We start from the raw sequence: 16,596 nt of genomic DNA, 5'->3' as shown, positions 1-16,596 counted from the left end.
CTCGAGCTCAACGCTCGGAGGCAGGGAGTGCTGACCCGCTGGCCGCTACCGGAGCCGAGCCTGGCACAACCAAGCCCGACAAGACCCATTAGAGGTCGGAGACCGGCCGCGGGCCGAGGGTCCGGGAGATCGCCCGGGAGGCCTGGGTCAGCACCCCCGCCAGCTCCCGGGTGCGCGCGTCGGTCGCCTCCACGACCACGCTGACGGCGGCGGCGACCCGGCCGCCGGCGTCGTGCACCGGCACCGCGACGACCAGGTCGGGCACGGTGATCTGCCCGCGGGCCACCGCGACCCCGGTCTGCCGGATCGAGGCCAGGGTGCGGCGCAGCTCGTCCGGGTCGACGACGGTCATCGGGCTGAAGCGCTCCAGCGGAGAGCTCAGCACCTGCTCCTGGAACTCGGGCTCGGCGTGCGCGAGCAGGACCAGGCCGGTCCCGGTGGCGTGCATCGGCCAGCGGTCGCCGACCCGGCTGTTCACCGGGTTGCGCACCCGGGCCCGGATCGCCTCGACGTAGACCACGCCGGTGCCGTCCCGCACGCCGAGGTGGACGTTGCCGCGGGTGGCCCGGTGCAGGTCCTCCAGGTGCGGGTAGGCGGCCTCGCGCAGGCCGAGCCCGCGCGGCGCCAGCGCGGAGAGCTCCAGCAGCCGCAGGCCGACCGAGTAGCGGCCCTCACCGTCGCGTTCCAGCGCGCCCCACGCCAGCAGCTCGTGCACCAGCCGGTGCGCGGTGGACAGGCTGAGCCCGCCGCGGCGCGCGATGTCGCTGAGCGTGAGCGACCGGTGCCGGGGGCCGAAGGCGTCGAGCACGGCCAGCATCCGGCCGGCCGCGGTGACCCGGCGGCCGGCGTCGTCGGGATCGGGTTCGGGTGCCCAGCCGGGGCCGCGCTCGGCCGTCACCGTCATCGCACGGCCCTCGCAGCCCGCGTCGCCGTGTCAGTCGTCCGGCAGCGTTCCACCACGCCCGACCCCCTCGTCCAGCGTCCACGTCGTGTGCCGGCCGGGGCCGGCGCCCGACCAGTCTCCGCAGGCCACACGCTGCGTCACAAGGTTCCCGCCGACGAACGGGTCGGATGGGACAGGCCGGTCTACGTCATTCGTCGTGGGTGGCCCGTCGGGGCGCCCAAGTTGTCTTCCGTCGGGCGAAAGCGCCCTCCACCGCGACTGCGGCGCTGCTCGACGCTGGTCGACGTCACAGTGAGCCCGGTCACGCCCGCCGGCGGCCCCGACCGCCCGGTGCCCGGGTCCCCACCACCGACCGGACGTCGCCGCCGATGGGCGGGCGGGCCGGTCCGAACCGAACGGGAGTGCCCCGTGAGACGACGGATGCACCTGCCGGCCCTGCTGCTGGCCACGGCCATGGTCGTGGCCGGCTGCGGAGGTGGGGCGGCCACGACCGCGGGCGGCGGTCCCGCGGAACCCTCCGGGCCGCCGCAGCAGGGCGGTGAGCTGACCGTGCTGGAGGACGCGTCGTTCGCCGGCGGCTGGCCGACCGGCCTGGACCCGGCCACCAACACCACCGGCGGCGCGAACGTGCCGCAGATGAGCGCGATCTACGGCGGGCTGTTCCGGCTCGTCGCCGACGACGACGGCACGAACGCCCGGGTCGAGCCGCACCAGGCCGAGAGCAGCTCCATCGAGAACGACGGGCGGACCGTCCGGATCACGCTGCGCGAGGGCATGCGGTTCACCGACGGCACCCCGTTCGACGCCGAGGCGGTCGCCGCCAACTTCCGCCGGGCCGTCGACTCGCCGTGCACCTGCTCGCCGAACTGGCCGCTCGCCGACGGCGGCATCACCACCGACGGCCCGCTGACGGTCCTGCTGGAGTTCACCCGGCCCTACGCCGCGGTGATCAACGCGATGCCGGTGACGAACGTGAACTGGATCGCCTCACCGACCGCGCTCGCCGAGAAGGGCGAGGACGCGTTCGCGATCGAGCCGGTCGGCGCCGGGCCGTTCACCGTGGTGTCGAACCAGCTCAGCTCGGAGCTGGTGCTGGAGCGCAATCCCGACTACTTCAAGGACGGGCTGCCCTACCTGGACCGGCTGACCTTCCAGTCGATCGGCGGCGACCAGCCCGCCTACCAGGCGCTGCTGGCCGGTCAGGCGCAGGCGTACGAGGGGCTGACCACCACCCCGCTGCTGGAGCAGGCGCAGTCGCAGGGGCAGCTCAGCGTGACGGTGCAGCCCGCGACGTCGCCCTATGTCGTCCAGCTCAACACCCGGGCCGCGCCGTTCGACGACCCGCGGGCCCGCGAGGCGATCTACGCCGCCACCGACTTCGACGCCATTGCGCAGGGACTGTTCGGCGGCCAGTACCCGGTCAGCCAGAGCTTCACCGGCCCCGGCGGGCTGTTCCACACCGAGGAGATCGACGGCTACACCGGCCACGACCCGGAGCGGGCCCGGCAGCTCGTCGCCGATCTCGGTGGGCTGGAGGTCGATCTCGGGACGCTCGGCGCCTACGTCGCCGAGCAGGTCATGACCGCCCTGCAGACGCAGTGGCAGGAGGCCGGCATCACCGTCCGGACCGAGACCTACGAGCTGTCCACACTGGTCCAGGCGTTCAACGCGGGCAGCTGGCAGGCGATGCTGCAGACCGCCGGATCCTGGGACCCGGCGGCCGGCGTCGGCGTCAACTTCCGGTTCGACTCGGAGAGCCCGTTCTCCGGGGTCGCCGATCCCGAGCTGGACGCGCTGTTCGACGAGGCCGCCGCGTCGGTCGATCCCGCCGAGCGCCAGGAGCTCTACGACCGGGCGGGCGGGCTGATCGCCGAGAACCACTACGGCCCGTTCGGTCTCGCGTTCGCCCCGGCGAACCTCGCGGTCCCGGGGGTGTACGGACCCGGGCTGACCACCCAGATCCCGCCGATCGTCGTCAACACCGGCGTGCACTGGGACGAGGTCTGGCGGGAGCCGCAGCAGTGACGGCGGGCGCACCGGTCCGCGACCGGTCCGGCGGCCTCGCGTCGTTCCTCGGCTCGCCGGCGCTGCGGATGGTCGGCAAGCGGTCGCTGATGGCCATCCCGATCGTGCTCGGCGCCAGCATCCTGACCTTCTGGGTGCTCAGCCTGATCCCGGGCGGGGCGGCCCAGCAGCTGCTCGGGCCGGAGGCGACCGCCGAGCAGATCGCGGCGCTGGAACAGCGGCTCGGGCTCGACCGGTCCGGACCGGTGCGCTACCTGCAGTGGCTCGGCGGCGCGGTGACCGGCGACCTCGGCAACTCGGTGATCAGCGGCCAGCCGGTCACCCCGTTGCTGGGGGAGCGGCTCGCCGTCACCGGGCAGCTGGTCGGCCTGGCGTTCGTGCTGTCGCTCGGCCTGGCGGTCCCGGTCGCGCTGCTCGCCGCCTACCGGCCGAACCACCTGTTCGACCGGCTCAGCATGCTGGTCAGCATCACCGGGCTGTCGGTCGCGAACTACGTGCTGGCGCTGCTGCTGGTGCTGCTGTTCGCGGTGCAGCTCTCGATGTTCCCGGCGATCGGCTTCGTGCCGCTCTCGGAGAGCGTGACCGGCAACCTGCACTCGCTGGCGCTGCCCGCGGTGGCGATCGCGTTCCCGCTGTTCTGCTTCTACACCCGGTTCCTGCGCGGCGACCTGGTGGACCAGCTGCAGGGCGAGGACTACATCACCACGGCCCGGGCGAAGGGCGTCGGGCCGTGGCGGGTGCTGGTCCGGCACGCCTTCCGGAACTCGTCGTTCGGGCTGATCACCGTGGTCGGGCTGAACCTGGGCACGCTGATCGGCGCGACCGTGATCATCGAGCAGATCTTCGCGCTGCCCGGCCTCGGGCAGCTGCTCCTGCAGGCGATCAACACCCGGGACTTCGTGGTGGTGCAGGCGTGCGTCGTCGTGTTCGCCGTGATCGCCGTGCTGGCCAACCTGCTCGCCGACCTGCTCTACGCCGTGCTCGACCCGAGGATCCGCTATGGCAGTCGCTGAGCCCGTCACCTCCGGAACCCCTGTCACCCCTGCCTCACCACCGGGGCGGCGCGGCCTGCTCCGGACCCCGGCGATCGTCCTGCCCGGCGGGCTGCTCGCCCTGATCACCGCGGCCTGCTTCGTCGGCCCGCTGGTGCTGCCGCTGCCCGCCCCGATCGGCGGGAGCGTGCTGGACAGCTACCTCCCGGCGCTCTCGCCGGGGCACCTGCTCGGGACCGACCCGAACGGCAACGACATCCTGTCCCGGGTGCTGCACGGCGGGCGCTCGTCGCTGATCGTCGCCGTCTCGGTGAACCTGCTGGGCCTGCTGGTCGGCGGCACCCTCGGCGCGGTGTCCGGCTTCCTCGGCGGGATCGTCGACACCGTCATCATGCGGGTGCTGGACGTGCTGATCGCGTTCCCGTCGCTGGTGCTCACCCTGGCCGTGGCGCAGAGCCTCGGCCCGAGCCGCACGAACACCATCCTCGCGCTGGCGTTCTTCAGCGTCCCGGCGTTCGCCCGGATCGCCAGGGCGGCCACCCTGCGGCTGCGCGAGCAGCCGTTCATGGCGGCCGCCGAGCTGTGCGGCACACCCGGGCACCGGACGCTGCTGCGGCACGTCGCGCCCAACATCGCACCCCAGCTGATCACCTTCGGGATGCTCGGCATGGGCATCGTGATGGTGATCGAGGGCGCGCTGTCGTTCCTCGGCCTCGGCATCCCGCCACCCGCACCGAGCTGGGGGAACATGATCGCCCAGGGCCAGCAGAGCCTGTCCGCGACGCCGATGCTGGTCGTCTGGCCGTGCCTGGTGCTCTTCGTGACCGTCCTGACCTTCAACCTGCTCGGCGAGACCCTGCGCGCACGATGGAGCGGCCGATGAGCATCTCCGGCACCGACACCGCCCCGGCCCGCACCGGCCCGGCGCCGGTACCCGATCCGCTGCTGGTGGTGCGGGACCTGCGGGTCCGGTTCACCCGCGACGGGGTGCCCGTGCACGCGGTCAACGGGCTGTCCTACAGCGTCGCCCCCGGCCGGACGCTGGCGGTGATCGGCGAGTCCGGGTCCGGCAAGAGCGTGAGCTCCCGGGCGCTGCTCGGCCTGCTGCCGGAGTCCGCGCGGGTCACCGGCTCGGCGATGTTCGACGGCACCGAGCTGATCGGGCTCGGGGAGCGCGCGATGCGCCGCCGGCGCGGCGCGGACATCGCGATGGTCTTCCAGGACCCGGCCCGCTCGCTCAACCCGACGATGCGGATCGGCAACCAGATCACCGAGGCCGTCCGGGTGCACGCCGACGTCGACGCCCGGGCCGCCCGGGAGCGCGCCGTCGAGCTCCTGACGATGGTCCGGCTGCCGGCACCGGAACGGCGCTTCTTCGAGTACCCGCACCAGCTCTCCGGCGGCATGCGGCAGCGGGTGATGATCGCGATCGCGCTCGCCGGGCAGCCCCGGCTGCTGATCGCCGACGAGGCGACCACCGCGCTCGACGTGACCACCCAGGCCCAGATCATGGAGCTGCTGGCCGAGCTGCAGCAGCGGCTCGGCACCGCCGTCGTCATGATCTCCCACGATCTCGGGCTGGCCGCCAGCTACGCCGACGACGTGCTCGTCATGTACGCGGGCCGGGCCGTCGAGTACGCGCCGGCACCGACTCTGTTCGGTGCGGTCCGGATGCCGTACACGGCGGCGCTGCTCGGCGCGATCCCGCTGCTCGACCGGCCGTCGCACACGCTGCTGCCGGTGATCCCCGGCCAGCCGCCGGACCTGCGGGCGCTGCCCGAGGGCTGTCCGTTCCGGCCGCGCTGCGCGTCGGCCGACGAGCAGTGCCTGACCGAGCCGCCGCTGGCCGAACACGAGCCCGGCCACCGCTGGGCCTGCTGGCATCCCGAGCCGTGCGGCACCACCGGCATCGAGGAGGGACGGCGATGACGGTCACCGAACACCGGGACACCGGCACCCGGGCCGCCCCGGCGGCGCCGTTGCTGGCCGCCCGCGACGTCGTCCAGGAGTTCCCGGTGCGGGCCGCGGGCGGGGTGAAGGGCGGCGTCGTGCACGCCGTGTCGAACGTGTCGCTGGAGGTCCATCCGGGCGAGACGCTCGGCGTGGTCGGCGAGACCGGCTCCGGCAAGTCCACTCTGGCCCGGTCGCTGATCCAGGCACCGCGGCCGCAGTCCGGCGAGATCGAGTTCCAGGGCGTCGACCTGATGGGGCTGCGCCGGCGCGACCTGGTGCGCGCCCGGCGATCGCTGCAGATGGTCTACCAGGACCCGTTCGGCTCGCTGAACCCGCGCTGGCGGGTCGCCGAGCTGGTTGCCGAGCCGCTGGTCGGCTACCGGGAGGGCACCGCGTCGGCGCGCGCCCGCCGGGTCGACGAGCTGCTGGACATGGTCGGCCTCGATCCGTCGCTCTACGGGCGCCGGCGCCCGCACGAGCTGTCCGGCGGGCAGTGCCAGCGGGTCGCGATCGCCCGGGCGATCGCGCTGGACCCGGCACTGCTCATCTGCGACGAGGCGGTGTCGTCGCTGGACGTGCTGATCCAGGCGCAGGTGCTGAACCTGTTCGAACGGCTGCGCACCGATCTCGGCCTGTCGTACCTGTTCATCGCGCACGACCTGGCACTGGTCAAGCAGGTCAGCGACCGGGTCGCGGTGATGCACCTCGGGCAGCTCGCCGAGATCGGCCCGGCGACCGCGCTCTACCGGGCGCCCCGCCACCCCTACACCGCGGCGCTGCTCGACTCCATCCCCGGCCTCGACCCGGCGACCGGACGGGTGCGGCGGCCGAAGGCGCCGCCCGGCGAACCGCCGTCGCCGCTGGACCCGCCGAGCGGCTGCCGCTACCGGACCCGCTGCCCGCGCGCGCAGCAGCGCTGCGCCGAGGAGGAGCCGGTGCTCCTGGAGCTGGCGCCGGGGCACCGCACCGCCTGCCACTTCCCGCTGGACCCACCCACCGGCCCGAACGGCACCGAGAACGAGAGGACCCGCCCGTGACGATCGACCACAGCGCCCTGGAGGGGCTGCGCACCGGCCTGGAGGCCGACGACTACGCGATGGAGGTGACCGAGGCGGGCGACCGGCTCGAGGTCCGGATCAGCGCCGGGCCGGACGCCTGCGCGGACTGCCTCGTCCCGAAGGACATGATGCGGTCCGTGCTGGGCTCGGCACTCGGGGTGCCGGAGGAGCGGATCGATATCAATTACCCTGATGAAACGCTCGAACCGGGCGCCGGGTGACCGCATGATGGTGCGGTGCACGACGATGTGACGACCGTTCCGGTGCCGGACCGGGATGCGCCCGGAGCCGCCGCGCTGGTCGCGGTGTGCCCGGACGGCCTCGTCCTGCTCGACGACGAGGGCCGGTTCCGATCGCTGAACCCGGCCGCCGCCGCGCTGCTCGGCCGCCCGGCCGACGAGCTGCTCGGCACCCCGGCGCCGTTCGTCCCCGGCCCGGCCGGCCCGTCGGGGACCCGGACCCTGCGCCGGCCCGGTCCGGACGGCCCGGGCCGCGAGCTGCGGTACCGGATCGCGCCGGACGGCACCGGTGGCTGGGCCGTGTGGTTCGGCGACGTCACCGACCGGCTGGCCCGGCAGGAGCGGCTGACCGCGATCGTCCGGGCCGCCGCCGGGGTCGCCGAGGCGGGCTCGCTGACCAGCACGCTGGACGCGATCGCCCGCGAGATCATCGGCACCGCGCACATCGCGGCCGCGCAGATCCTGGCCGTCGACGACCCGGCCGCTGACCTGCAGGTGCTCGGGATGGCCGGGTTCGGGTCCGCACCGGACTTCGTCCGGCGGCTGCGGTCCTGCCGGGAACGCGGCGCCGACATCCGGTTCCTGGAGGCGCACGCGCGCGGCGAGCCGGTCGTGGTGCCGCACCGCCGGGCGGCGATCCTGTCCGACCCGGCGTGGGAGCCGCTGCACGAGATCATGGGCCGGCCGGACTGGGACGGCTTCGTCGCGATGCCGATGGTCGTGCGCGGCACCACCGTCGGCGTGATCAACGCCTACTACCAGCCGGACGAGGCGCCGGACCCGTCGTCGCTGGCGTTCCTGGAGGCGATGGCCGCGCACGCCGCGGTCGCGGTGGACACCGCCCGGCTGGTCGCCCGCTCGCGGTCCGAGGCGCGCACCGCGGAACGCCGCAGGCTGGCCCGGGACCTGCACGACTCGGTGGTGCAGCAGCTGTTCTCGATCCGGATGCAGGTCTCCGCGCTGCAGGGCCAGCTGGACCGCTCCGATCCGGACCCGAGCCGGGTGCTCGGCGCGGCCACCGAGCTCTCCGAGATGTCCGCCGACGCGCTGGACGACCTGCGGCTGCTGGTGCGCGAGATGCACCCGGCCGCGCCACGCGGCGGCGACCTGGTGGAGGCGGTCCGCACGCACGCCTCCGAGGTGCAGTCCCGGACCGGCCTGCGGGTCGACGTCCTCGCGCCGGTGGACCCGCGACTGGGCCCCGGCGTCGCCGACGACCTGTACCGCACCGTCCGGGAGGCGCTGCACAACGCCGTCAAGCACGCCGGCGCCGACACGGTGCGGGTGCGGATCGAGCGGATCGACGGCGACCTGGTCGTCGAGATCGCCGACGACGGCACCGGGATCCGGCCGGCCGATCCGCTGACCGGCGTCCCCGGCGGCATCGGGCTGGTGTCGATGCGCGAGCGCGCCGAGCGCTGGGGCGGCACCTGCTCGGCGGGCCCGCGCCCGGACGGCGGATGGACCGTCCGGACCGTGCTGCCGGTCGCCGGCCTGCACGGGGAGGGCTCCTGAGGTGCCCCGCTCCGCCGCGGTCGCGCTGGCCAACGTCGACCTCAACCTGCTGGTGATCCTGCGCGAGCTGCTGCGCGAGCGGAACGTCACCCGGGCCGCCGAGCGGGTCGGGGTGACCCAGCCCGCGGCGAGCGCCGCGCTCGCCCGGCTGCGCAGGCACTTCGACGACGACCTGCTCGAACGCACCCGCGGCGGCTTCGTGCTGTCCCCGCTCGGGCGCCGGCTCGCCGTCCAGATCGAGCCGCTGTGCCTGGGTCTGGAGCGGTTCTTCGCGCCGGAGGAGCCATTCCGGCCCGAGGTCTCCGAGCACGAGTTCACCGTGATGACCACCGACTACGTGCTCGCGGCGATGGGCGAGGCACTCTCGCGCACGGTGCACGACGCCGCGCCCGGCGTCCGGCTGCACGTCCCCGTCATCAAGGGCAGGCTGCCGGCCGACCTGCCGGAGACGCTGCGCACGCTGGACGGGATCATCTCCGCGCCGAAGGCCGAGTTCAAGGTGGACGAGCTGTGCGGCCAGGAGCTGTTCCGGGACAACTGGGTGTGCGTCGTCGACGCGGCGAACCCGGTGTCCGACCGGATCGGCCTGGCCGACCTGGAACGGCTGCCGTGGGTCATCCCGAACCATCCGGACGCGCAGTACCCGGCGAGCTCCCCGCTCGCCCCGCTGCTCGCCATGCTCGGCAGCCGGCCGCGGGTCGCGGTGCGGGTCGACAGCTACGCGGCCACACCGTGGTTCGTCGCCGGGACCGACCGGGTCGCCGTCATGCAGGGACGGCTCGCGGCCGGCTTCGCCGACCGTCCGGACCTGCGGATCGTGCCGTGCCCCGGGAACCCGCCGCCGATCGTGGAGGTCTTCTGGTGGCACCGGCTGCGCTCCGGCGACGCCGCGCACACCTGGCTGCGCTCGATGCTGGACAGCGCATCGCGGTCGTTGCGCCCCGGCCCATAGACCCGGTGGATGCCCGGCATCCCAACTCTTTCTTTCCGGCCCGGGTGACCTGCGACATAGCGTCGGGGGCATGCGGATCGTGGTGGCCCGGGTGGACGACTTCGCCCCCGGCGAACGGAAGATCGTCACCCGCGGACGGCGCTCGATCGGCGTCTTCCGGGTCGGCGACCGGTTCTACGCACTCAACAACCACTGCCCGCACCTGGGCGGCCCGCTGTGCCGGGGCCGCACCCAGGCGTGGGTCCGGTCGAGCATGCCGGGGCGCTACGAGCGCGACGACGAGCACGCCCTGATCGCCTGCCCCTGGCACGGCTGGGAGTACGACCTGGCGACCGGCCAGTCGTTCCTCGGCCCGGGGGAGCCGCCCGCCCGCAGCTACGAGGTGAGCGTCGAGCCCGCCGGCGACGACTGTGCCGGTGCCACCGATCCGGCGCCCGGCGAGCGGCGGCCCGGCCCGTTCGTCGCGGAGACCTTCGACGTGACCGTGGAGCGGTTCGGCTCGGGCGATCACGTCGTCGTCGACACCACGCCGCGACCCGCCCGCACCGTGCCGAGCCCGGGGGAGAGCCCGTGACCACCGCACCCGAGGCGCCGGCGGCACCGCCCCGCCGGCGCACCACCTTCACCATCGTCGACACCGACATCCACCCGACCTGCCCACCGGCCGAGCTGCTGCGCCGGCTGGACCCGGCCGCCCGGCGCCGCTACGAGCTGTTCGGCAGCCGGGTCCCCGCCCCGCCGGACGTCTACCCGCGGGTCCGCAACTCCGGCTACCGGCTGGACGCCTGGCCGGACGGTGCCTTCCCAGGCAGCGACCTGCAGCTCGTCCGCGACCAGCTGCTGGACGAGTTCGACATCGACCACGGCGTGCTCATCCCGCTGCAGTCGCACAGCTGGGGCGCCGAGACGCCGGACTTCGCCGCCTCGCTGTGCCGGGCGCTCAACGACTGGGTGGCCGAGTGCTGGCTGGACCGCGAGCCGCGGCTGCGGTCGTCGATCGCGGTGTCGCTGGAGTCGCCGGACCTGGCCGCCGCGGAGATCCGCAGGCGGGCCGGTGATCCGCGGTTCTGCCAGGTGCTGCTGGCCACCGGCGGCGAGTCCGGGTTCGGCAGGCGCCGGTACTGGCCGATCTACGCGGCGGCCGCCGATGCCGGCCTGCCGGTCGCCGCGCACACCGGCGGACTGGAGCAGCACCGCGGCGCCGGCTGGCCCTCGTTCTACCTCGAGGAGCACGTCTGGAACGGCAACATGATGGGCGCGCTGGTCACCAGCCTGCTCTGCGAGGGCGTGCTCACCGAGTTCCCCGAGCTGCAGGTGGTCTGCGTGGAGGGCGGACTGGCCTGGGCGGCGCCGCTCATGTGGTCGCTCGACGACGGCTGGGCCGCGCTGCGCGAGGACGTCCCGCACCTGCACCGGCCGCCGTCGGAGATCCTGCGCGAGCACCTGTGGTTCACCACGCAGCCGATCGAGGAGCCGCGCGACCCGGCCGACCTGGCCACCGTCGTCCGGCACCTGGGGCTGGGCGAGAGGATCATGTTCGCCTCGGACTACCCGCACTGGGACTTCGACTCGCCGCAGGCGGCGCCGCGGCTGTTCCCGCCCGACCTGCGCGAGTCGATCATGGGGTCGAACGCCTGCCGGCTCTACGGCCTGCCCGAGCGGGTGGCGTCGTGAGCGTGAGCGTGGGGTCGGAGAGAGTCGACACCGACGTCCACTGTGTCCCGTCCGCGCTGGCCGAGCTGGTCGCGCACATGGACCCGTACTGGCGCGACTACACCACCGACGGCGGGGTCTCGATGTCGCCGACCCAGGGGGGCGCCTACCCGCCCGCCGTCGGCCCCGGCGGGCGGCCGCTGTCCGACGTCGGCGAGCTGGGCGAGCGGGTGCTCACCCCGGACGGCACCGGCACCGCGATCCTCACCTGCACCAGCACCTTCCAGACCAACCGCAACCCGTACTACGAGGCGGCGCTCTGCCGCGCGGTCAACGACTGGCTGCTGGAGCGCTGGCAGGCCCACGACCCGCGGCTGCGGGTGGCGATGGTGGTGCCGACCCTCGACGTCGACGCGGCGGTCGCCGAGATCGAGCGGATCGGCGCCCGATCCGAGGTCGTCACGGTGCTGCTGCCGGTCCGCAACGACACCCGCTGGGGACACGTCCGGAACCGGCCGGTGCTGCGCGCCGCCGCCGAGCACGATCTCGTCGTCACCCTGCACGCCTGGGGTCGCGCCGGGCAGGCGCCGACGTCGAGCGGGATGACCCACAGCTACCTGGAGGACTACCTGGCGAACGGGCACGTCGTCGGGCAGGGGCAGCTGGTGAGCCTGGTGACCGAGGGCGTGTTCGCCGAGTTCCCCGGGCTGCGGGTCACCGTCGCCGAGTGCGGCTCGACCTGGCTGCCACCCCTGCTGTGGCGGTTCGACAAGGACTGGAAGGGCGTGTGGCGGGAGGTGCCGTGGGTGAACCGGCCGCCGTCGGAGATCGTCCGCGAGCACGTCCGGTTCACCACCGCGCCGATCCACCTGCCGGCCGATCCGGTGCAGGCCCGGGAGGCGGTCGACCTGCTCGGCCCGGAGCTGCTGATGCACGCCGGGGACCACCCGCACGACCACGGCCCGGGCGCCGACCGGCTGGCCGCGGTGCTGGACGACGACGAGTCGGCCGCGGTGCGCGGCGGGACGGCCGCCGCCTGGTACCGGCTCGGGTGAGCGGGATCGGGCTGCCCGGCCGTCCGCGGGACGTCCCGGCGCCGTCCGGTGCGACGGTGCGGGTCCGGCAGGCGGGGGAGGGGCCGCCGGTGCTGCTGCTGCACGGATGGCCGCAGACGTCGGTGATGTGGCACCGGATCGCCCCCGGCCTGCTCGACGGCCGCACCCTGGTGCTGGCCGACCTGCCCGGCTACGGCGACAGCACGCTGCCGCCCGGCGCGGACGTCGCCGTGTCCGGCAAGCGGACGATGGCCGCGGATCTGGTCGCGGTGATGGCCGCGCTCGGGCACCAGCGGTTCGCCGTCGTCGGGCACGACCGGGGAGCCCGCTGCGGGTACCGGATGGCGCTGGACCATCCCGGCGCGGTGAGCGCGCTGGCCGTGCTGGACATCCTGCCGACCGCCGACGTGCTGGCCCGGGCCGACGCCCGGTTCGCCCGCGGGGCGTTCCACTGGTTCCTGCTGTCGCAGCCCGCCGACCTGGCGGAGCGGCTGGTCGCCGCGGAGCCGGAGGCGATCCTCGGCCGCGGGCTGGCGGAGGTCTGCGACCCGGCGGCGCTCACCGCGTACGCCGCCGCCTGGGCGCGTCCCGAGGTGGTGCACGGGATGTGCCAGGACTACCGGGCGGGATTCGACGTCGACGCCGCCGACGACGAGGCCGATCGCGGCCGGCGCACGATCACCGCGCCGACGCTCGTCCTGTGGGGGCGGCGCGGGCCGCTCGGCCGGTCCCCGGACGTCCTGGACGGCTGGCGGGTCTGGGCGCCGGACGCCACCGGGCGGGCCCTGGACGCCGGGCACCTGCTGGCCGAGGAGGCCCCCGGCGAGGTGCTCGCCGAGCTGGTCGCGTTCCTGCCGGCCGGCATCGACGTCAGTGATCATCGACGTCAGTGATCATCAATGTCAGCGATCATCAACCTCAGTGATGACGAGCAGGCGGATCGTCTATTTCCGCCGTCCCCGCCGTCCCCGCCGTCCCCGCCGTCCTTCCCAGCGTTGTGGCCGGGGACCGCCACGGATCGCAACGACGCGAGGAGACGTGAGCCATGACCACCACGACCACCCGGAGTGCCCGTCGCATCGGCCGGACCTGCGCCGCCGCGCTGGCCGCCTGCGCGGTGCTCGCCGCCTGCGGCGGGAACGGCGAGAGCGGCGGCGAGCCGGTCACCTTCCTCAACGTGCTGCCGCTGGAGAGCCTGTCGTTCGCCCCCGAGATGATCGCCGACACCCGCGGCCTGTTCGAGGCGCGCGGCCTGGACGTCACGTTCGAGGCCACCCAGGGTTCGGCGCCCGCGATCCAGACGGTGCTCGCCGGCGGCGCCGAGCTGACCCGGATCGGCGACATCGAGACGATGATCGCCGCCGGTGAGCGCGACGCCCCGCTGCTCGCGTTCGGCGAGCCGATCCACACCGGCACCATCCGGATGATCTCCACCGAGGCCGCCCCGATCACCCGGGCCGAGCAGTTCCGCGGCCGGCTCGTCGGAACCCCGTCCGAGGGCGGGACCAGCTCGATCACCCTGGACCTGGTCGCCGGCTCCGCCGGGGTCCCGCCGGAGGAGGTGCCCCGCCAGGTCGTCGGGCTGAGCCCCGGCGTGTTCGATCTCCTCACCTCCGGCCGGGTGGACGCCTACATCGTCTCGCTGGACACCTCGGTACTCCTCGACCGCACCCGGCCCGAGGCCGTCGTCTACGACCCGAACCAGGACGTCGACGCCGGCGCCCAGATGTACGTCACCTCCGCCGAGCAGATGGCCGACCCGCAGGCCCGCGACCGGCTGGAGCGCTACGCCGCCGCCATCGAGGAGGCCATGCAGTTCATCATCGACGACGAGGCGAACGGGTTCGCCGAGACGATGCGGCTGATCGGCTCGGAGTACCAGGTCCCGGCGCTGGCCGATCCGGAGGTGGCGACGGCCGCGCTGTCCGCCTACGTCGACGCCTACACCTCGGGTGAGACGCTGCTCGGGGTCTCGCCGGAGCGCTGGCAGGCGGCCTACGACGAGATCGTCGGGATCGGCCAGCTCCCGCCCGGCCTCGACCCGGACACCTGGCTCGACACCACCCTCACTCCCACCGCCGCCACCCCCTGACCGTCGCCCCCCGCCGGTGTCCGCACGGGTTCGCTGCGTTCGCACGGGATCCGATCCCGTGCGAACGCAGGAATCCCGTGCGGGTGGGCCGGTGCGGTGCGTGGTCGGCTGCGGGGGTCACTGCTGGGCTCGTGTGCGGGCCTCGGCGATCTCGGCCTCGGTCAGCAGCGGGAGCCAGGCCTGCTCGCGCGTCGAACCGACCAGGTTCTGCCGCAGTCGCATCATCAGCAGCGGACCGCCGTCGGCGACGATCCGGACGTAGGGCCGCGGATCGGCCGCGCCGAGCGGGCTCCAGCCACGGAGCAGGACCACGTCCCCCGGCCCGATCCGGCTGCGGTGCAGCACATCGGCCCGGTCGTGCTCGGCATGCTCGGTGAGTGTCCCGGTCCCGGCGAGCACTACCGACGCCGTGCAGCCCAGGTAGTAGCGCTGTTCGCGCTGCGGAACCGCGGCCACCGCGTGCCGGGTCACGAAGCTGACCTCGGTCGGTTCGAACGGTGACGCCAGATGCCGGGCCGCCGCGAGCCCGCTCAGCCGGAGCGCGACGTCCGCGATCACCGGCGGCGCAGCGACGCGATCGCGACGGTGCCACCGTCCCCGGCCGGCTCCGCCGGGAGCACCGCCGCCTCGGCGGCCAGTGCGCGCAGCTCGTCGTCACCGACGGTCCCGGGCAGCACGACGTGCCGGCGGCCGAACAGCGAGCCGGGAACCGGATGTGTGGAGGGGCAGGTCATCGGTGCTCCTCGTCGAGCGGGACGGTGACGACGCCGAGCGTAGGAGCACCGCGCGGTGCAGGGGAGCCGCTGCTGACGGGGTCGGGCTACGTCGTTCGTCCCGGGGCGGGATTTGTCCTGCGGACGGACTACCCGCAAGGATGCGCGGCATGCGGACGGCGGAGGACGCCCGGGCCCGGCTGGTGGCCGACCTGGAGCGCGACGGCCGGGTGCACAGCCCGCGGATCCGGGCCGCGCTGCAGGCCGTGCCCCGGCACCTGTTCCTGTCCGGCAGCGATCCGCTCGACGCCTACGCCGACGAGGCCGTGCCGATCAAGACGGCCGACGGCGTCACCGTCAGCTCGGTGTCGCAGCCGTCGATGGTGGCGATCATGCTGGAACAGCTGGACGCCGCGCCCGGCCACCGCGTCCTCGAGATCGGTGCCGGAGCGGGCTGGAACGCCGGGCTGCTCGCGCACATCGTCGGTTGCCGCGGTGCGGTGACCACGGTCGACATCGACGAGGACCTCGTCGAGGGCGCCCGCGCCCACCTGCTCGCGGCCGGTCTCGACGAGGTCGAGGTGGTCACCGCCGACGGGGCCGACGGCTACCCGCCGTCGGCGCCCTACGACCGGATCGAGCTGACCGTCGGCTCCACCGGAATCCGCCCGGAGTGGGTGCTGCAGCTGACCCCGACCGGACGACTGCTGCTCCCGCTGACCGTGCGCGGCAGCCAGCTGTCGGTGGCGTTCGCACGAACCGGTCCGCACCGGCTCGCGTCGGTGTCGGTGCGCAGCTGCGCGTTCGTCCGGCTCCGCGGTGCGGGCGCCGACCCGGGCGCCGACACCGTGCTGCCCGGGTCCGGCTGGACCGTGCAGCACTCCGGCAACGGCGCACCGGACCCCGATCCGGGGGTGCTCGAACGTGCACTGCGCGACCTCGGGACCGATCACCCGTCGCCGACGCCGGGATCGGTGTCGGATCTCTGGGACGGCCTCGGCCTGTGGTGCGCGCTCGCCGAGCCCGCGGTCGTCCGGCTGCTGGGACCGGCCCGCGGGCGGCTCGCCGACGCGCTGTTCCCGCTGGCCGGGGGCCGGGCCGGGCTCGGCATCAGCGCCGGCGAGGGATGCGCGTTGCTGCTCGCCGAACCCACCGCGACGATCCGGTCGTTCGGCCCCGGTGGTGCCGCTGCCGCCGACCGGCTCGCCGAGCTGGCGGCCGGCTGGATCGCGGCCGGCCGGCCGCACGCCGCCGACCTGCGGATCGACGCGGTCGTCCCGGGTGCGGAGGACGACCTGCCGGCCGGGGAGCCACTCACCGACTCGGCCGGGACGCTGCTGTACCCGAGCTGGGGGCCGCGGCCCGACGAGCGCACCCCGCCCGGGCGGTCGCGGGCCACCGGGGACACACCGGGGGACGGGCCCGCGGGCTGACCGGATCGGCGC

Annotated in this window: 17 protein-coding genes; 14 read left to right on the top strand and 3 right to left on the bottom strand. The window is 74.4% G+C overall.

The genetic code is table 11. The features are described 5' to 3' along the window. Positions 1–88: 88 nt before the first annotated feature. On the bottom strand, positions 89–904 hold the full coding sequence (locus tag ACVJO7_RS26765) for an IclR family transcriptional regulator (RefSeq protein WP_491675166.1): 816 nt from the start codon (positions 902–904) through the stop codon (positions 89–91). A gap of 408 nt (positions 905–1,312) precedes the next feature. Between ACVJO7_RS26765 and ACVJO7_RS26760 the strand changes: the two genes are divergently transcribed. The 13 genes from ACVJO7_RS26760 to ACVJO7_RS26700 all read left to right on the top strand — a co-directional run bounded on the left by ACVJO7_RS26760 (position 1,313) and on the right by ACVJO7_RS26700 (position 14,438). Beyond that, entirely contained in the window at positions 1,313–2,929 is a 1,617-nt protein-coding gene (locus ACVJO7_RS26760; RefSeq protein WP_491675165.1) for an ABC transporter substrate-binding protein, read from the top strand. Further along, positions 2,926–3,942 (top strand): ABC transporter permease, encoded by a 1,017-nt coding sequence (locus ACVJO7_RS26755; protein ID WP_491675164.1) that lies wholly within the window; start codon positions 2,926–2,928, stop codon positions 3,940–3,942. The genes ACVJO7_RS26760 and ACVJO7_RS26755 overlap by 4 nt, the downstream gene beginning before the upstream one ends. Continuing rightward, positions 3,929–4,804 (top strand): ABC transporter permease, encoded by an 876-nt coding sequence (locus ACVJO7_RS26750; protein WP_491675163.1) that lies wholly within the window; start codon positions 3,929–3,931, stop codon positions 4,802–4,804. The genes ACVJO7_RS26755 and ACVJO7_RS26750 overlap by 14 nt, the downstream gene beginning before the upstream one ends. Next, on the top strand, positions 4,801–5,850 hold the full coding sequence (locus ACVJO7_RS26745) for an ABC transporter ATP-binding protein (RefSeq protein ID WP_491675162.1): 1,050 nt from the start codon (positions 4,801–4,803) through the stop codon (positions 5,848–5,850). The genes ACVJO7_RS26750 and ACVJO7_RS26745 overlap by 4 nt, the downstream gene beginning before the upstream one ends. Beyond that, complete coding sequence (locus tag ACVJO7_RS26740; RefSeq protein WP_491675161.1) at positions 5,847–6,911, top strand: ABC transporter ATP-binding protein; 1,065 nt, start codon at positions 5,847–5,849, stop codon at positions 6,909–6,911. The genes ACVJO7_RS26745 and ACVJO7_RS26740 overlap by 4 nt, the downstream gene beginning before the upstream one ends. Beyond that, complete coding sequence (locus ACVJO7_RS26735; protein ID WP_344020407.1) at positions 6,908–7,153, top strand: hypothetical protein; 246 nt, start codon at positions 6,908–6,910, stop codon at positions 7,151–7,153. Before ACVJO7_RS26740 ends, ACVJO7_RS26735 begins: the two co-directional genes overlap by 4 nt. Positions 7,154–7,168: 15 nt before the next feature. After that, positions 7,169–8,686, top strand: coding sequence for a GAF domain-containing sensor histidine kinase (locus tag ACVJO7_RS26730; RefSeq protein WP_491675160.1), 1,518 nt, complete (start codon positions 7,169–7,171; stop codon positions 8,684–8,686). A gap of 1 nt (position 8,687) precedes the next feature. Beyond that, positions 8,688–9,638 carry a LysR family transcriptional regulator gene (locus ACVJO7_RS26725; protein ID WP_491675159.1) on the top strand — a complete coding sequence of 317 codons (951 nt, stop codon included), beginning with the start codon at positions 8,688–8,690 and terminating at the stop codon, positions 9,636–9,638. Between the two features lie 70 nt (positions 9,639–9,708). Beyond that, a complete protein-coding gene (locus ACVJO7_RS26720; protein ID WP_344020401.1) occupies positions 9,709–10,212 on the top strand; it encodes a Rieske (2Fe-2S) protein in 504 nt (167 codons plus the stop codon). Continuing rightward, on the top strand, positions 10,209–11,312 hold the full coding sequence (locus tag ACVJO7_RS26715; protein WP_491675158.1) for an amidohydrolase family protein: 1,104 nt from the start codon (positions 10,209–10,211) through the stop codon (positions 11,310–11,312). The genes ACVJO7_RS26720 and ACVJO7_RS26715 overlap by 4 nt, the downstream gene beginning before the upstream one ends. Further along, positions 11,309–12,346, top strand: a complete 1,038-nt coding sequence (locus ACVJO7_RS26710; RefSeq protein ID WP_491675157.1) for an amidohydrolase family protein — start codon at positions 11,309–11,311, stop codon at positions 12,344–12,346. The genes ACVJO7_RS26715 and ACVJO7_RS26710 overlap by 4 nt, the downstream gene beginning before the upstream one ends. Beyond that, positions 12,343–13,239: an alpha/beta fold hydrolase gene (locus ACVJO7_RS26705; protein WP_491675156.1), complete on the top strand. Its 897-nt coding sequence runs from the start codon at positions 12,343–12,345 to the stop codon at positions 13,237–13,239. The genes ACVJO7_RS26710 and ACVJO7_RS26705 overlap by 4 nt, the downstream gene beginning before the upstream one ends. Before the next feature lie 152 nt (positions 13,240–13,391). Beyond that, positions 13,392–14,438: an ABC transporter substrate-binding protein gene (locus ACVJO7_RS26700; RefSeq protein ID WP_491675155.1), complete on the top strand. Its 1,047-nt coding sequence runs from the start codon at positions 13,392–13,394 to the stop codon at positions 14,436–14,438. 117 nt (positions 14,439–14,555) lie between these two features. Here the strand turns inward: ACVJO7_RS26700 and ACVJO7_RS26695 are convergent, their stop codons facing one another. Next, positions 14,556–14,996: a hypothetical protein gene (locus ACVJO7_RS26695; protein ID WP_491675154.1), complete on the bottom strand. Its 441-nt coding sequence runs from the start codon at positions 14,994–14,996 to the stop codon at positions 14,556–14,558. Beyond that, complete coding sequence (locus ACVJO7_RS26690) at positions 14,993–15,172, bottom strand: hypothetical protein (protein ID WP_491675153.1); 180 nt, start codon at positions 15,170–15,172, stop codon at positions 14,993–14,995. Before ACVJO7_RS26690 ends, ACVJO7_RS26695 begins: the two co-directional genes overlap by 4 nt. A gap of 149 nt (positions 15,173–15,321) precedes the next feature. On the opposite strand from ACVJO7_RS26690, the gene ACVJO7_RS26685 reads away from it, so the two are divergent. Then, positions 15,322–16,584, top strand: coding sequence for a methyltransferase domain-containing protein (locus ACVJO7_RS26685; RefSeq protein ID WP_491675152.1), 1,263 nt, complete (start codon positions 15,322–15,324; stop codon positions 16,582–16,584). The last annotated feature ends 12 nt before the right edge of the window (positions 16,585–16,596 follow it).

This window comes from Pseudonocardia sp. DxW (assembly GCF_058448985.1).
Note: the sequence above shows the minus strand (reverse complement) of the source record. Positions and strands in the feature narration are given on the sequence as shown.